Source organism: Chryseobacterium sp. II3a, assembly GCF_057815135.1.
The window spans coordinates 112099-125357 of record NZ_JBYPZJ010000004.1 but is presented as its reverse complement, the minus strand read 5'-3'; the positions used below and the strand labels follow the sequence as shown (position 1 = coordinate 125357).

Genomic DNA, 13259 nt, shown 5'->3' with positions numbered 1-13259 from the left:
CGGGGACCATTTCTTTCAGACAGGATAGAAGATATACAGAATGAGAAGACTAAATGAAGTCTTAAAATTTTTAATGAAATGAACAATGAAATTTAGAAATTGGTTTTTATTAATTCTGCTGTTTTTAGCAACAGGAATTAATGCACAAATTAAAAATCCTGTAAAGTTTAAGTTTACGATCAATGATCTGGGCAACAACCAGTATGAGGCAGTTTTGAATGCCACCATGGAAAAAGGCTGGCATATTTACTCTAAAGATCTTCCTGAGGATACAGGGATTCCGACAGAGTATAAAGTTTTAGGAAAGAATATTGAACTTATTGGCAAATTTACCGAGGTGGGTAAAAAACATGAAGAATTCTCCGAAGCTTTTGGAGGAACTATTGTTTTTTATTCAAATACAGCTGGATTTAAGCAGAAATTCAAACTGAAAGATCCTGCCAAACCAGCTGATGTAACGTCTGAAATTACTTATCAGACCTGTGATGACAGGGTTTGTCTGGCTCCAAACACTTTAGAATTTAATCAGAAAGTTACTCCAAAAGGAGCTACAGAGGAAGCCGTTACTGAAGAAACTACAACCCCTGCAAAAGATTCTGTAAAAGTTGTTGAAACAGTTACTGAAAACCCATCCAAGACAGAAGTTAAGATTGCTAAAACCTCAACATTGGATCCTAAGCAGCTGAAAATTGAAACGCTGGATTTCAAAAAACCATTAACGGATTGTGGAACTGCATCTACAAAGGTAGATGAGAACTATTGGACTTATTTATTCTTAGGGTTTATTGGAGGTCTAATTGCCTTACTGACGCCATGTGTATTCCCGATGATTCCTTTAACAGTTTCATTCTTTACGAAAGGAAGTAAGGATAAGGCAAAAGGTAAAAGAGATGCATTGATCTACGGCTTTTTCATTCTTCTTATTTTCGTTTTATTGAGTATTCCTTTCCACATTATCGATGGGATTGCAGGAAACATCTTCAATGAGATCTCTACCAGTGTATGGCTTAATATCGCCTTCTTTATCATCTTTATATTCTTTGCTGGAAGTTTCTTCGGGTACTATGATATTACATTACCTAGCTCTATTGCCAACAAATCTTCAAAAGCTGAGGAAGCTGGTGGTATCATCGGTATCTTCTTCATGGCATTAACGCTGGTTATTGTTTCTTTCTCTTGTACAGGACCTATCCTGGGAAGCTTATTAGGAAGTGCTGTAACAGGTTCTTCAAATGTTCCTATGTTATTAACATTTGCACTGGCTGGATTTGGATTAGCATGGGCTATCATTTTCGGACTATTAGCTTTATTCCCTCAGGCATTACAAAGTCTACCGAAATCTGGCGGCTGGATGAATACGGTAAAAGTGGTATTAGGTTTTGTAGAATTGGCACTGGCTTTAAAATTCTTATCAAAAGCAGATCTTGTATCTAAGACTTTCTTCTTAAAGAGAGAACTTTTCATCGCGATCTGGATCATTGTTGCTTTGGGATTAGCGCTATATCTATTCGGATTAATCAAGTTTCCGCATGATGATAAAAAGCCTAAAATCTCCATCACCAGAAAAATATTAGGTGCATTAGGAATTGGATTCGTGATCTATCTGATTCAGGGATTAGTACCTTCTGATCGTCCGAAGCTCCAATTATTAAGTGGAATTTTGCCTCCATTGAATGTTAGCTATTTCCATGATGAAAAAGATGGTATTTTAGGAATGCACCTTGAACATGATTTCTTTAAAGCCATAGAAATTGCTAAAAAGGAGAACAAACCAATCTTGATTGACTTCACAGGGTACGGTTGTGAAAACTGTAGAAAAATGGAAGAGTTTGTATGGAGCGAACCGGATATTTTACCTATACTTCAGAATGATGTTGTTTTAGCCTCTCTATATGTGGATGACAAAGAAGAACTTCCTGAAGATCAAAAAACAAAGATCGATCTTGGAGACGGACAAATCAAAAAGGTTAAAACGATTGGGGACAGATGGAGCTTATTCCAGCAAGTTAACTTCAACAACAACTCTCAACCGCATTATGTTTTAATCACTCCAGACGGAAAAGTAATCAACACTCCTGTTTCCGGGTATATGCCGAAGGAAGACTTCAAGAAATTCCTTGAATGCGGAGTTAATTACTTCAAGAAAAGCAAATAAATAATTTATATAAAAATTTAAACTCACACTTCTACAGTGTGAGTTTTTTATTTCCACTATCATAAAGATTGCCTGTACTCAATATGTTAGCCACTCACTTTTAACACTATTTAAACACAATTCGTTAATAAAAATAAAAATTTATTATACATTTTAAATTTTAGGTATAAACTTTGTATCAATTTTTCAAAATCACGATCGGATTTTCAAAGTTTTCATCAAATACCGTTTAACAATTTAAAATATGAATCATGGCTGAAGTAATCGCAAAAGAACAACAAGGTGGCAAGCAAAAAAAGAAACTAATTAAAATTGACATGACCCCAATGGTAGATCTCAACTTTTTACTATTGATGTTTTTCATGTTTACCACCAACTTTACAAAACCCAACGTGATGGATCTGGGACTTCCCGCAAAAGACCACAATCCTAAACCTTTTATTGATGATAAGGTGATTAAGGATAATAATCAGGTAACCTTCATACTAGGAAAAGACAATCGGATATTTTATCACCAAAGTAATAAGGATGATTTAAACAAAAACAATTTAAAAGAAACCGACTTCAATGGAATAAATGTTTCAAAAATCATTTCTGAGGCCTATAAAAACGCTCCAAATCAGGAAAACTTCACAGTAATCATCAAACCTACTGACGAAGCCAACTACAAAAATTTTGTAGACATGCTTGATAATCTGGCTATCGCTAAAAAAGAACGTTATGGAGTAACAGATATCAAACCTTGGGAAACAAAGATTTACAAAGAATTAACTCAATAAAAAGAAAAGGGCATTTTTAAAATGCTCTTTTTTGTTTACATTTGAAAGGAAAACTAAACTACAGCAAACAAAATGCTGTATTATTTTTAATCTATAAAATGTCGGAATCATGCTGAATTTTGAAAGAAAAGGAAATGGAAAAGAAACATTAGTACTCCTTCACGGCTTTATGGAAAATCTATCCATCTGGAACGATATGGAACCTCATCTTTCCAAAGATTTCTCAGTGTTAAAAATTGACCTTCCCGGTCATGGACAATCTGAAATTTTAGGTGAAGTTCATACTATGGAATTGATGGCTGATGAAGTAAAGAAAGTACTAAATGAGCAGAATCTAGAGAAAGTACATTTATTGGGACACTCTATGGGTGGATATACCTCTCTGGCTTTTGCAGAAAAATACCCGGAAACATTAAAAAGCTTAACACTCTTCTTCTCCACTTATTTTGCAGATGATGAAGAGAAGAAGCAACAGCGTATCAAAAGCTACAGAATCATTAAAGATGCCTTTGCTCACTACGCAAGAGCCGGAATTCCGAATTTATTCAATCCCAATGAAAGAGATATCCTGGAAGGGAAAATTGAAACAGCGCTGGAAACAGCACTTTCTACCAATAATATAGGAGCTCTCGCTTGTGTAAAGGGTATGGTAGAAAGAACGGATAAAAAACACGTTATGCAGAATCTGGAGGCAAAAATCCTGGTACTTGCAGGTAAACATGACAATGCTGTAAAAACAGACATTACCATCAAAAATCTTCCGGACAGAACGAATATCAAATCCTATGTATTAGATTGTGGTCACAACGGCCATTGGGAAAAACCAGCTATCTGTGCGGAAATTATCAATACAGAACTTCTGCATAATCTTCCTAAAAAATTAGTATTGTAAAAACATGAGAATTGCTATCACTTCTATCTTTCTGCTTGCATTCTTAAGCTGCAAAAAGGATAATCAACCAATATCCAACACCAAGCCTAAAGACTCTGCTCAGGTAACATCCCAAAAAGAAGACACTTCAACCGCCCATCAGCCTAAACAGGAAGTATTTCAATTTGTAACAGAATTATGTGATAATAAAGGATATTTTGACAGCAATAAATACTCCAGAAAAGAAATTGAAGGGACTTATAAACTCTGGTTTGAACTAAGCGGTTCTTTGCTTGACACCCCATCTGTCTACAATCTTACAAGCCTTACAGAAGTAAGAAATAATCAAGATAAAATTCTGGCAAAGCTTAATAAAGATTTTATAGAAAGAAAAGCTCAGATTCAAAACCTGAAGGTTGTAAACAACTCTTACTGGCAGGATATCAAAAAGAAAAGGTATGAAGAACTCGTTCAATACTATGAAAAATTGAAAATTGAGGTTCAGGCCTACGCCAATCCGGCAGTTCTGCTTAAAGACAACAAGTGCAACACTTTTTCAAAAGCATTAAATTCTACTGATGACCAAATGTTTGCGGAGTGGAGAAAACTCAGAGAAGGAATGAGTAAAAACAATGGCAATCCACAACGTGTAATGGATGAGTATAATGAACAGCTCAATTCAGCAGACAGCAGAGATTATGCAATTATGGACCTGATTACTTTTGGCTGGGGCAATTGTGCAAATGATAAAATACAGAGGGTTTCTCATGACGAAAAAATGAACAATGAGTTCAATGCTTTATTTATCAAGATTGATTCTGAGTGTGACGAGCCATAAACATTGAGAAAAATCCTGTATATTAGTGTGGTATAATTTTCTCAATGGGAATATTCTCGTTTAAAAAAAAGACACCTCCGAAACCACCGGTTATCGGACTTACACTTTCAGGCGGAGGAATGCGTGGAATTGCCCATATTGCTGTTTTAAAAGCCCTGGAAGAATATAACCTTAAGCCCCATATCATTTCAGGAACCAGCGCAGGTTCTATCATTGCGGCTTTTTATTCATTTGGAAAAACGCCGGATGAAATGATGGAAATTGTAAGGCAAACTTCATTTTTTTCAAGGTCAGCCCTGAAACTATCGAAAAATGGAATTTTCAGTTCTAATTTCATCTTAAAACTTTTCAAAGACTACTTTCCTGAAGACAATTTTAATATTCTGAAAATTCCTGTTTATGTTGCCACTACAGAAATGACTCATGGAATTGTTGATTTCTTTTCTGAAGGTGAACTTTTCACTCCTCTCCTGGCCTCATCAAGCGTACCTTTTATTTTGCCTCCGGTAAGAATAGGTGAAAAAATCTATGTAGATGGCGGTGTCCTTGATAACCTTCCCATTGAGCCCATTATGGATAAATGCGATTTTCTGATTGCCTCTCATGTTAACTCTATAAGTTATGATGAATTAAATAAAATGAGCCTGATGAAAGAGTTTGATAGGATTCTCCATTTAGCCATTGCAAAATCAGTTTATTCCAAAGTCAAACACTGCAATATATTTTTAGACCCGCCTAAAATGACAAAATACAGTCTTTTCAACAAAAAATATATGGGTGAAATGTTTCAGCAGGTATATGAATATACCTGTACGGAACTTGAGGAAAAAGGATATACTAAGATTTGAGAGTCTGAAGGTTTTATAACTTCAAAAAATTGAATTACCATTTATCTCTTAACCCTTTCTACAAATTTTCTTCGATCAGCCTTGTTTTGAATATTTCTATGGTTCCTGGCAAAGAATCATTGGATTTACCTCCTGCAGCATTGATATGTCCCCCACCGTTAAAATATTTTCTGGAGAACTGGTTCACATCTACATCATCTTTACTTCTGAATGAGATCTTAATAAAATCTTCATAAAGATCTTCCATAAAGAAAGCAGACATTTTTACTCCGGCAATACTTAATCCATAGTTTACGAAACCTTCCGTATCTCCTTTTTGGAACCCAAATTCTTTAAGTTCGTTTCTTGTAAGGCTTAGAATCGCTACTCTACCGTCATTCACTACTTCTATTCTTCCTAAAACTAGAGCCAGTAAATGAAGGCGAGAAACCGTATTGGTATCCCAGGTATTGGAAGTAATCATCGCGGGATCTGCACCCTTTTCTATTAAATTAGCAATAATTCTATGGGTAGTTGCACTTGTTGAACGAAAACGGAAACCTCCTGTATCCGTCATAATTCCGGTATACATACATTCTGCCATATCCTGATTCACCAATTTTTCATCATTCATTGCTTCTATGAAATGATAAACCATCTGCGAAGTGGCAGGAATTACAGTATCAGAATACACAAAATCAAACGGCTCCGGTTGTTGGTGATGGTCAATAAGAATTTTCTTCCCTTGAGCTTTTACCAGCCAATCTCCCAATAACCCGATTCTTGAAGGGGAATTAAAATCAAGGCAGAAAATAACATCTGCAGCTGCAATCATATCTGCTGCCAATTTTCTTTTGTATTCTGCTATAATCACCTTTTTAGATTCAGGCATCCACTTTAGAAATTTAGGAAAATCGTTCGGCACAATAACCTCAGCGTGAATTCCTTTTGCCTTTAAATAATGTTTCAATCCCAGACTGGAACCAATAGCATCACCATCCGGATTATAGTGGGTAAGAATAACTATTTTGTTTTCAGGTGTTAGTAATGTATTGATCTCTAAAAGTTCTGCTGGTGTAAACATCTTGTGTTTATTTTCGTTAAAATTTAAGTTTTCAAAGATAGAGCTTTTATATAAATCATTTAAATATTATTTTTGCACGGAGAAATTCAGGTTTACATAAGGGTTTATAAATATTTGAAAAAAAAACATCACAGATAATTTTAAAAAAAAATAATTTAAGTTTGTATCTTATAAAAATTTATATATCTTTGCAACCTGAAAATTAATAGATTAATTACGATTTAAACATATAGTAATGAGTAAAAGAACATTCCAGCCATCAGAAAGAAAAAGAAGAAACAAACACGGTTTCAGAGAAAGAATGTCTACGCCAAATGGAAGAAGAGTTTTGGCTGCTAGAAGAGCTAAAGGCAGAAAGAGTTTAACTGTAAGTGCTGCACGCGCTAAGAGATAATCTTTTTATTATCATATACAAAACATGCTTGAGAAGTTTCTTTTCAGGCATTTTTTGTTGTTAAAATTTATTAAAATTAGAGTCAAATAGACATCTTTTTTCTATTTTTAAAGATTGAAAATTTTTTGTTAGAAATAGCCTTTAAAATTAAATTATGCCACATACAAATATCTCCGGAGACAATATTATAAGTTTACAGCACGCCAAAATTGCGCAAAAAAACTTTACTGTTCTTTCTGATGTAAATCTTAACATTAAAAAAGGTAGATTCTGCTACCTTATTGGAAAAACAGGTTCCGGAAAAAGCTCCCTTCTGAAAACGCTTTATGGACACATTCCATTAGCATCAGGACATGGATCTGTGGTAGGATTTGATCTGGCGAAACTAAAACCGTCCGATATTCCTAATCTAAGAAGAAAACTAGGAATTGTATTCCAGGATTTCCAGCTGCTTTCCGACAGGACTGTTGAAAAGAACCTGAAATTTGTTTTGGAAGCTACTGGATGGAATGATAAAGTCAAAATAGAAGACAGAATTAATGAAGTATTGGGAAGCGTGAACATGAAGAGCAAAAAGCACAAAATGCCACACGAACTTTCCGGAGGTGAACAACAACGTATCGCCATCGCAAGAGCACTGCTTAACCATCCGGATCTCATCTTAGCGGATGAGCCAACAGGAAACCTTGACCCTGAAACTTCCAACGAAATCATGACCTTACTGAAACAGGTTGCCCTTGAAAACGGAGCTGCTGTAGTAATGGCAACACACGATTACCATATGATCCAAAACTTCCCTGGTGAAGCAATCAGATGTGAAGATGGAAAAGTATCAGTATTGGATACTGCAGAACTATTTGAATAAGAATAATAGATTGAGAATAACAGAATATTTCTTTTCTATCTAATCCTCAACCTCTTTAAAGATATGAAACTCTTTGGTGAGTTCAAGATATTGGTCCGAGTATTTTCTCGGACTTTTTTCTATAATAAATTCAGATTCCAGAAGTCTCTTTTGGGTTGATGAAAACTCTAAAACCAATCTTTTTGCTCTTGAATTTTCAATACCTTTGATATTCACCTTTCTGTTCAGGAACAGATTATTTTCTTCGGCAATTGAAATAAAGACTTCTCCTGCTTCAATCGGGATAATTACCGAAAGAAGTCCATTCTCGGATAATAGCTGGGCAGATTGAGTGATAAGCTGTCTAAAATTCAGTTCTATGGTCTGGCGTGCAATTTTATCTTTATCAGATCCCGATTCTTCAAAGTAAGGTGGATTTGAAACAATCAGATCAAACTTTGCTGCCGTTTCAAAAGTCTTAAAATCCTGGTGGATATTCTTCAGTCTTGCATGAAAAGGAGCGTTTTGAAAATTAAGCTTTGTAAGGGCTACAGCATCTTCATTGATATCCAATCCTAGAAAATCTGCTTCGGAATTTCTTTGAGCCAGCATTAATGAAATCAACCCTGTTCCTGTTCCTACTTCCAGCACATGAAAGGCAGATTCTATATCTGCTAAGACTCCAAGCAACACCCCATCTGTCCCTACACGGAAGACGTCTCTGGATTGCTGAATTTCAAATTGTTTAAATTTAAAAGACTTCACTATAAATTAGTAGGCAATGTAATGATGAATGTAGATCCTTTTCCTACTTCCGATTTTACCGAGATCTCTCCTTTATAGTCTTCAATCATTTTTCTTACCATAGACAATCCAAGTCCCATTCCACTGGTTTTAGAAGTGAAATTAGGTTCAAAAATTCTTTCATACATACTTTCAGGAATTCCAACACCGTTATCCTGAACAGAGACAATCACTCTTCGCTGGTGCTGCTCTACATCTACATTGATGATCAGTTTTCTTTCATCACTTTCTGCCTGTTTGGCATTAGTCACAAGATTGGTAATGATTCTGGACAAATAAATCCTATCCATATTGATCATAATATTACTCTTGTTGGCATGCATGAAGATGCTATCATCATTAAATACTCGGAGGATATCTTCCACTTCGGTATTCAAATTAATCACTTCATTATTTTTTTCAGGAAGCTTAGCAAATTCAGAGAATGCAGAAGCTACTGTAGCGATAAGATCAATCTGATCCACCATCGTTTTACTCATCAACTTAACTCTTTCCCTGATATTTGGATCTTCCGGATCAAACTTTCTTTCAAAATTCTGAATGGTAAGTTTCATAGGAGTAAGTGGATTTTTCACCTCATGAGCAACCTGCTTCGCCATTTCTCTCCATGCTTCTTCAGATGCTTTAAATCTCAGTCTTTCTTTCTGATCCTGAATCTGTAGAATCATTCTATTGTAAGCTCTAGCCAAAGCATTCAATTCATCATTTTTATAATATCTGATAGGGCGCATTTCGTTTTCGAACAATGTAATACGGGTAATCATATCAGAGAATTTTGTAATGGTCTTAGCCAGACTATTAGAAGTTACCCAGCTTATCCAAATACTGAACAGAATTAGAAAGATATCGACTAAAAGAATATATTTTACATACTGATGCAATACATCCAGATAGGCTGACTCATTATGATATAAAGGAATATAAACAATACCAATTGGCTCCAGCTCATTGTTTTTCAACAAAAGATATGAAGAAGTAAGCTTGGCATCTTTGGCAGCATCATATCTGGTCATATCAACCCTAGCATCCGTAGAGAGGATTTTGTTGATAATTTCCATGGAAAGTGTTTTCTGATCGATCAGACTTTCATCTTTATTGGAAAGTACATAATTTCCCTTCAGATCATAAATAACAATATCATGCTGGTTAATATCTGCAATTTCAAAAATCTTATTGCCTAAAACCTTTGGCAGATCCTTTGTTTCTACCAATGTACGGCTTACAGCATAATCCAGATATCTCATCACTGCATTGGTTTTCTCCTGCATATCGATATTACTCTGCTGCAGGGAATTATTTCTCAATACAAAATAAGGAACCAGCGATGTTGCCACAACACTTAAAAAGCATACCAATAAGAAACCGAAAAACACACGGTTCCTTAAACTATATCCTTTATATTTATTTAACGACATCCTACTTTTTAATTAACCTAGCAATATACTTACCAATGATGTCAAATTCCAGGTTCACTTTATCTCCAATTTTCAAGTGTTTCATATTGGTAAATTCCCAGGTGTAAGGAATAATAGCTACCGAGAATTGTGTATCCTCGCTTTTTGCTACCGTTAAACTGATTCCGTTTACAGTGATAGATCCCTGAGGTACAGTCACAAAGTTTCCGTCTGCTTCATATTTCATGGTGATGAAATAGCTTCCATCTTTATTTTCAATTCCTACAACTTCTCCGGTTTTATCAACATGGCCCTGAACAATATGCCCATCTAGCCTTCCATCCATCTTCATACAACGCTCAAGATTCACAACAGTTCCCAGCTCCCATTTCCCGAGGTTGGTTTTCTCAAGAGTTTCGTTGATTGCTGTTACTACATAGTGACTGTCTTTAATCTCCACTACAGTAAGACAGCATCCGTTGTGTGCCAGGCTCTGATCAATTTTAAGTTCGTTTGTAAAAGGGCATTTCAGGGTGAAATCTATGTTACTTCCTTTTTCTTCAATCTTTTCAATAACACCAACTGCTTCAATAATTCCTGTGAACATATTATTTTTTGCTAAATTTGTAAATTATAATCTTCAAAGATAATCAAAATGAGCCCAAAAAACCATAAAGTACGAGTAGGAATTTCAATCGGTGATTTCAACGGCATCGGTCCGGAGATCATTATGAAGTCTCTGAAAGACAAAACCATTACAGATTTTTTCACGCCTGTAATTTTTGGCTCGGGGAAATTGTTCACTTATCAGAAAAACATTTTCAAGCTGAATCTGAATTTCAACTATGTAAATGAAGCTTCTCAGGCACAGACCGGCAAGCTGAATATGGTAAATCTGACCAAGGAAAACGTCAATGTTGAGCTGGGTGTTCCCACTGAGGAATCTACCCAAATGGCTATTGATTCTTTGGAAGCAGCCACTGAAGCTTTAATAAAAGGCGATATTGATGTTTTGGTAACTGCTCCTATCAACAAAGATGAAATGGTGAAAATGGGCTTCAAACATGCCGGACATACCGGATATTTTGAAGAAAAATTCAGCAAGAAAGGATTAATGTTCCTTGTCACTGAAGATCTTAAAGTGGCAGTATCTACTCATCACATTCCTATTGCGCAGATTGCAGAAAATATTTCCAAAGAAAAAATAAAGAAGCAGATCAGGGTATTGAACCAAACACTTATCGAAGATTTCTGCATTCAAAAACCGAGAATTGCTGTATTAGGATTAAATCCACATGCTGGAGATGGAGGAGTAATCGGTACTGAAGAAATAGAAATCATCAGCCCTGCCATCCAGGAACTTTCAGATCATGGAATACTGGCATTTGGTCCCTTCCCAGCAGACAGCTTCTTCCAGCCTAATAAATACAAAAACTTTGATGCCGTTTTAGCCATGTATCATGATCAGGGGTTAGCTCCGTTCAAAACATTGGCTTATGAAGAAGGGGTAAATTATACAGCAGGACTTCCATTCATCAGAACCTCTCCGGATCATGGGGTTGCCTATGATATTGCAGGGAAAAACATTGCAGATGAGCAAAGTTTCACAGAAGCTATTTTCACTGCTATTAAGGTTTTCAAGAACAGAAGTGAATACAACGAACTGATGAGCAACCGTCTTCAGCCTAGAAAAATAGCTGTAGATAACGGAATCGACGAAGATCTGCCTGAGGAAACTGAAGCATAAACCGTTAAAACAAATTTTAAATTAATTTGTTTTAGATTTTATTTGTTATTATAAAAAAAATGCATATTTTTGCACACTCATTTTATGGACAAGTTAAGAAACTATGACGTAAGCTTTTCCGGACTTAAAAACGGAAAACACGAGTTCAAGTTTGAGATAGATAAAACGTTCTTTCAATTATTTGACACTGAGCAGGAATTTACAAACCCAAGAATAGAAGTGAATGTCTTTTTAGACAAACACACTACTTTTCTGGAGTTTGAGATTAAAATAAAAGGTTTAGTTGAGCTAGTTTGTGATATTACAAATGAAGATTTCGACTATCCTATTGAGAATGAAATCAAGATTCTGGTGAATTTCGGGGAAGAATATGATGACAGCAATGAAGATGTCATTACCATTCCCACTGCAGAGCATGCTTTTAATGTAGCGCATTTGATCTACGAAAATGTAATGCTTTCTATCCCGATGAAAAAGATTTCACCGAATGTAAGTGATGAAGATATCAAAATCCTAGATCAGTTCAGTCCAAAAGATATTGAGGAAATTGAAGAGGAAGAACATGAAAGTGACCCAAGATGGGATGCTTTAAGAAAATTAAGAGACAATAATTAAATAGAATAATTTAAATATGATGAGATGATGAATCTCATCGCTCATCAATTAAAAAAGTTATTAGAAAATGGCACATCCAAAGAGAAGACAGTCGTCGACAAGAAGAGATAAGAGAAGAACTCACTACAAAGCTGTAGTTCCTCAATTAGCTAAAGATGCAACAACAGGAGAGCTTCACCTATACCACAGAGCTCACTGGCATGAAGGAAAACTTTACTACAGAGGTAAAGTAGTATTGGAAAAAGAAGTAGCTGCTACTGAAGAAAACTAAGAGTCGCTTTTCACTGAAAAAGCCTCATTTTAATACAAAAACCGCCCAATTTTGATAAAATTTGGCGGTTTTTTGTTGTTTTTTGCGTTTTTTTGGTATCTTTGAACCAAAATCAAATATCAAATTTATGGACATTAAAGACATACAGAATCTTATTAAGTTTGTATCTAAGGCTGAAGTTTCAGAAGTGAAGTACAAAACTAAAGATTTCGAAATCACTATTAAAACTCCATTAGCTGGAAGCGAAGCTGTTTATGCACAACCTGCAGTATACCACACAGCTCCACAAGCGGTAGCTTCTCCAGCACCTGTAGCAACTCCTGCGGCAGCTCCTGCTGCTGAAAAAACTGAGGCTGCATCTGATGACAGTAAATATATTACGATCAAGTCTCCAATGATCGGTACTTTCTACAGAAAACCATCTCCGGATAAAGACGTATTTGCAAATGTAGGTGACGATGTTTCTGTTGGTAAAGTAGTTTGTGTTATTGAAGCAATGAAATTATTCAACCAGATTGAATCTGAGGTTAGCGGAAAAATCGTTAAAATCTTAGTTGACGATGCTACACCTGTAGAATACGACCAACCATTATTCTTAGTAGATCCATCTTAATTTAGGGGTTAGATGTTAGACAT

The 13259-nt window shown here is 35.6% G+C and carries 15 protein-coding genes; 11 read left to right on the top strand and 4 right to left on the bottom strand.

All coding sequences use genetic code 11. The features are described 5' to 3' along the window. The first annotated feature begins 85 nt into the window (after positions 1-85). The 5 genes from AC3HD6_RS11835 (at position 86) to AC3HD6_RS11815 (ending at position 5491) form a co-directional block, all read left to right on the top strand. The gene (locus AC3HD6_RS11835) at positions 86-2155 is read left to right on the top strand and encodes a protein-disulfide reductase DsbD family protein (protein ID WP_488896523.1); all 2070 of its coding nucleotides are present in this window, start codon (positions 86-88) and stop codon (positions 2153-2155) included. A gap of 251 nt (positions 2156-2406) precedes the next feature. After that, positions 2407-2934 (top strand): ExbD/TolR family protein, encoded by a 528-nt coding sequence (locus AC3HD6_RS11830; RefSeq protein WP_488896522.1) that lies wholly within the window; start codon positions 2407-2409, stop codon positions 2932-2934. 109 nt (positions 2935-3043) lie between these two features. Further along, positions 3044-3826: an alpha/beta fold hydrolase gene (locus AC3HD6_RS11825; RefSeq protein ID WP_488896521.1), complete on the top strand. Its 783-nt coding sequence runs from the start codon at positions 3044-3046 to the stop codon at positions 3824-3826. 4 nt (positions 3827-3830) lie between these two features. After that, entirely contained in the window at positions 3831-4643 is an 813-nt protein-coding gene (locus AC3HD6_RS11820; protein WP_488896520.1) for a hypothetical protein, read from the top strand. A 44-nt stretch (positions 4644-4687) separates the two neighbouring features. Beyond that, a complete protein-coding gene (locus tag AC3HD6_RS11815) occupies positions 4688-5491 on the top strand; it encodes a patatin-like phospholipase family protein (RefSeq protein WP_488896519.1) in 804 nt (267 codons plus the stop codon). A gap of 58 nt (positions 5492-5549) precedes the next feature. Here AC3HD6_RS11815 and AC3HD6_RS11810 read toward each other — a convergent pair whose 3' ends face one another. After that, a complete protein-coding gene (locus AC3HD6_RS11810) occupies positions 5550-6554 on the bottom strand; it encodes a DHH family phosphoesterase (protein ID WP_488896518.1) in 1005 nt (334 codons plus the stop codon). Positions 6555-6789: 235 nt separating this feature from the next. On the opposite strand from AC3HD6_RS11810, the gene rpmH reads away from it, so the two are divergent. Together rpmH and AC3HD6_RS11800 are read left to right on the top strand one after the other, a co-directional pair. Next, positions 6790-6948 (top strand): 50S ribosomal protein L34, encoded by a 159-nt coding sequence (rpmH, locus tag AC3HD6_RS11805; RefSeq protein WP_039365072.1) that lies wholly within the window; start codon positions 6790-6792, stop codon positions 6946-6948. 154 nt (positions 6949-7102) lie between these two features. Beyond that, positions 7103-7813, top strand: coding sequence for a cell division ATP-binding protein FtsE (locus tag AC3HD6_RS11800; protein WP_068944857.1), 711 nt, complete (start codon positions 7103-7105; stop codon positions 7811-7813). Between the two features lie 39 nt (positions 7814-7852). On the opposite strand, the gene AC3HD6_RS11795 is transcribed toward AC3HD6_RS11800, so the two are convergent. Genes AC3HD6_RS11795 through AC3HD6_RS11785 form a run of 3 tightly spaced genes read right to left on the bottom strand, consistent with a single transcriptional unit; the run spans position 7853 to position 10597 of the window. After that, complete coding sequence (locus AC3HD6_RS11795) at positions 7853-8557, bottom strand: tRNA1(Val) (adenine(37)-N6)-methyltransferase (protein WP_488896517.1); 705 nt, start codon at positions 8555-8557, stop codon at positions 7853-7855. Then, positions 8557-10011 carry an ATP-binding protein gene (locus AC3HD6_RS11790; RefSeq protein ID WP_488896516.1) on the bottom strand — a complete coding sequence of 485 codons (1455 nt, stop codon included), beginning with the start codon at positions 10009-10011 and terminating at the stop codon, positions 8557-8559. The genes AC3HD6_RS11795 and AC3HD6_RS11790 overlap by 1 nt, the downstream gene beginning before the upstream one ends. 1 nt (position 10012) lies before the next feature. Further along, complete coding sequence (locus tag AC3HD6_RS11785; protein WP_488896515.1) at positions 10013-10597, bottom strand: riboflavin synthase; 585 nt, start codon at positions 10595-10597, stop codon at positions 10013-10015. Positions 10598-10645: 48 nt separating this feature from the next. On the opposite strand from AC3HD6_RS11785, the gene pdxA reads away from it, so the two are divergent. From pdxA to accB, 4 genes are all read left to right on the top strand, one after another. Beyond that, the gene (gene pdxA, locus AC3HD6_RS11780) at positions 10646-11737 is read left to right on the top strand and encodes a 4-hydroxythreonine-4-phosphate dehydrogenase PdxA (protein WP_488896514.1); all 1092 of its coding nucleotides are present in this window, start codon (positions 10646-10648) and stop codon (positions 11735-11737) included. A gap of 84 nt (positions 11738-11821) precedes the next feature. Beyond that, complete coding sequence (locus AC3HD6_RS11775; RefSeq protein WP_068944862.1) at positions 11822-12352, top strand: YceD family protein; 531 nt, start codon at positions 11822-11824, stop codon at positions 12350-12352. A gap of 67 nt (positions 12353-12419) precedes the next feature. Continuing rightward, positions 12420-12623 (top strand): 50S ribosomal protein L32, encoded by a 204-nt coding sequence (gene rpmF / locus AC3HD6_RS11770; protein ID WP_002976251.1) that lies wholly within the window; start codon positions 12420-12422, stop codon positions 12621-12623. A gap of 127 nt (positions 12624-12750) precedes the next feature. Then, positions 12751-13236, top strand: coding sequence for an acetyl-CoA carboxylase biotin carboxyl carrier protein (gene accB, locus AC3HD6_RS11765; protein WP_068944863.1), 486 nt, complete (start codon positions 12751-12753; stop codon positions 13234-13236). The last annotated feature ends 23 nt before the right edge of the window (positions 13237-13259 follow it).

What these genes read in the sequence shown, in the direction of transcription:
- accB (WP_068944863.1), top strand. Translation starts at nt 12,751, where the DNA reads ATGGACATTAAAGACATACAGAATCTTATTAAGTTTGTATCTAAGGCT.
- rpmH (WP_039365072.1), top strand. Translation starts at nt 6,790, where the DNA reads ATGAGTAAAAGAACATTCCAGCCATCAGAAAGAAAAAGAAGAAACAAA.
- AC3HD6_RS11835 (WP_488896523.1), top strand. Translation starts at nt 86, where the DNA reads ATGAAATTTAGAAATTGGTTTTTATTAATTCTGCTGTTTTTAGCAACA.
- AC3HD6_RS11790 (WP_488896516.1), bottom strand. Translation starts at nt 10,011, where the DNA reads ATGTCGTTAAATAAATATAAAGGATATAGTTTAAGGAACCGTGTGTTT.
- AC3HD6_RS11815 (WP_488896519.1), top strand. Translation starts at nt 4,688, where the DNA reads ATGGGAATATTCTCGTTTAAAAAAAAGACACCTCCGAAACCACCGGTT.
- AC3HD6_RS11785 (WP_488896515.1), bottom strand. Translation starts at nt 10,597, where the DNA reads ATGTTCACAGGAATTATTGAAGCAGTTGGTGTTATTGAAAAGATTGAA.
- AC3HD6_RS11810 (WP_488896518.1), bottom strand. Translation starts at nt 6,554, where the DNA reads ATGTTTACACCAGCAGAACTTTTAGAGATCAATACATTACTAACACCT.
- AC3HD6_RS11820 (WP_488896520.1), top strand. Translation starts at nt 3,831, where the DNA reads ATGAGAATTGCTATCACTTCTATCTTTCTGCTTGCATTCTTAAGCTGC.
- rpmF (WP_002976251.1), top strand. Translation starts at nt 12,420, where the DNA reads ATGGCACATCCAAAGAGAAGACAGTCGTCGACAAGAAGAGATAAGAGA.
- AC3HD6_RS11830 (WP_488896522.1), top strand. Translation starts at nt 2,407, where the DNA reads ATGGCTGAAGTAATCGCAAAAGAACAACAAGGTGGCAAGCAAAAAAAG.
- AC3HD6_RS11775 (WP_068944862.1), top strand. Translation starts at nt 11,822, where the DNA reads ATGGACAAGTTAAGAAACTATGACGTAAGCTTTTCCGGACTTAAAAAC.
- AC3HD6_RS11825 (WP_488896521.1), top strand. Translation starts at nt 3,044, where the DNA reads ATGCTGAATTTTGAAAGAAAAGGAAATGGAAAAGAAACATTAGTACTC.
- pdxA (WP_488896514.1), top strand. Translation starts at nt 10,646, where the DNA reads ATGAGCCCAAAAAACCATAAAGTACGAGTAGGAATTTCAATCGGTGAT.
- AC3HD6_RS11800 (WP_068944857.1), top strand. Translation starts at nt 7,103, where the DNA reads ATGCCACATACAAATATCTCCGGAGACAATATTATAAGTTTACAGCAC.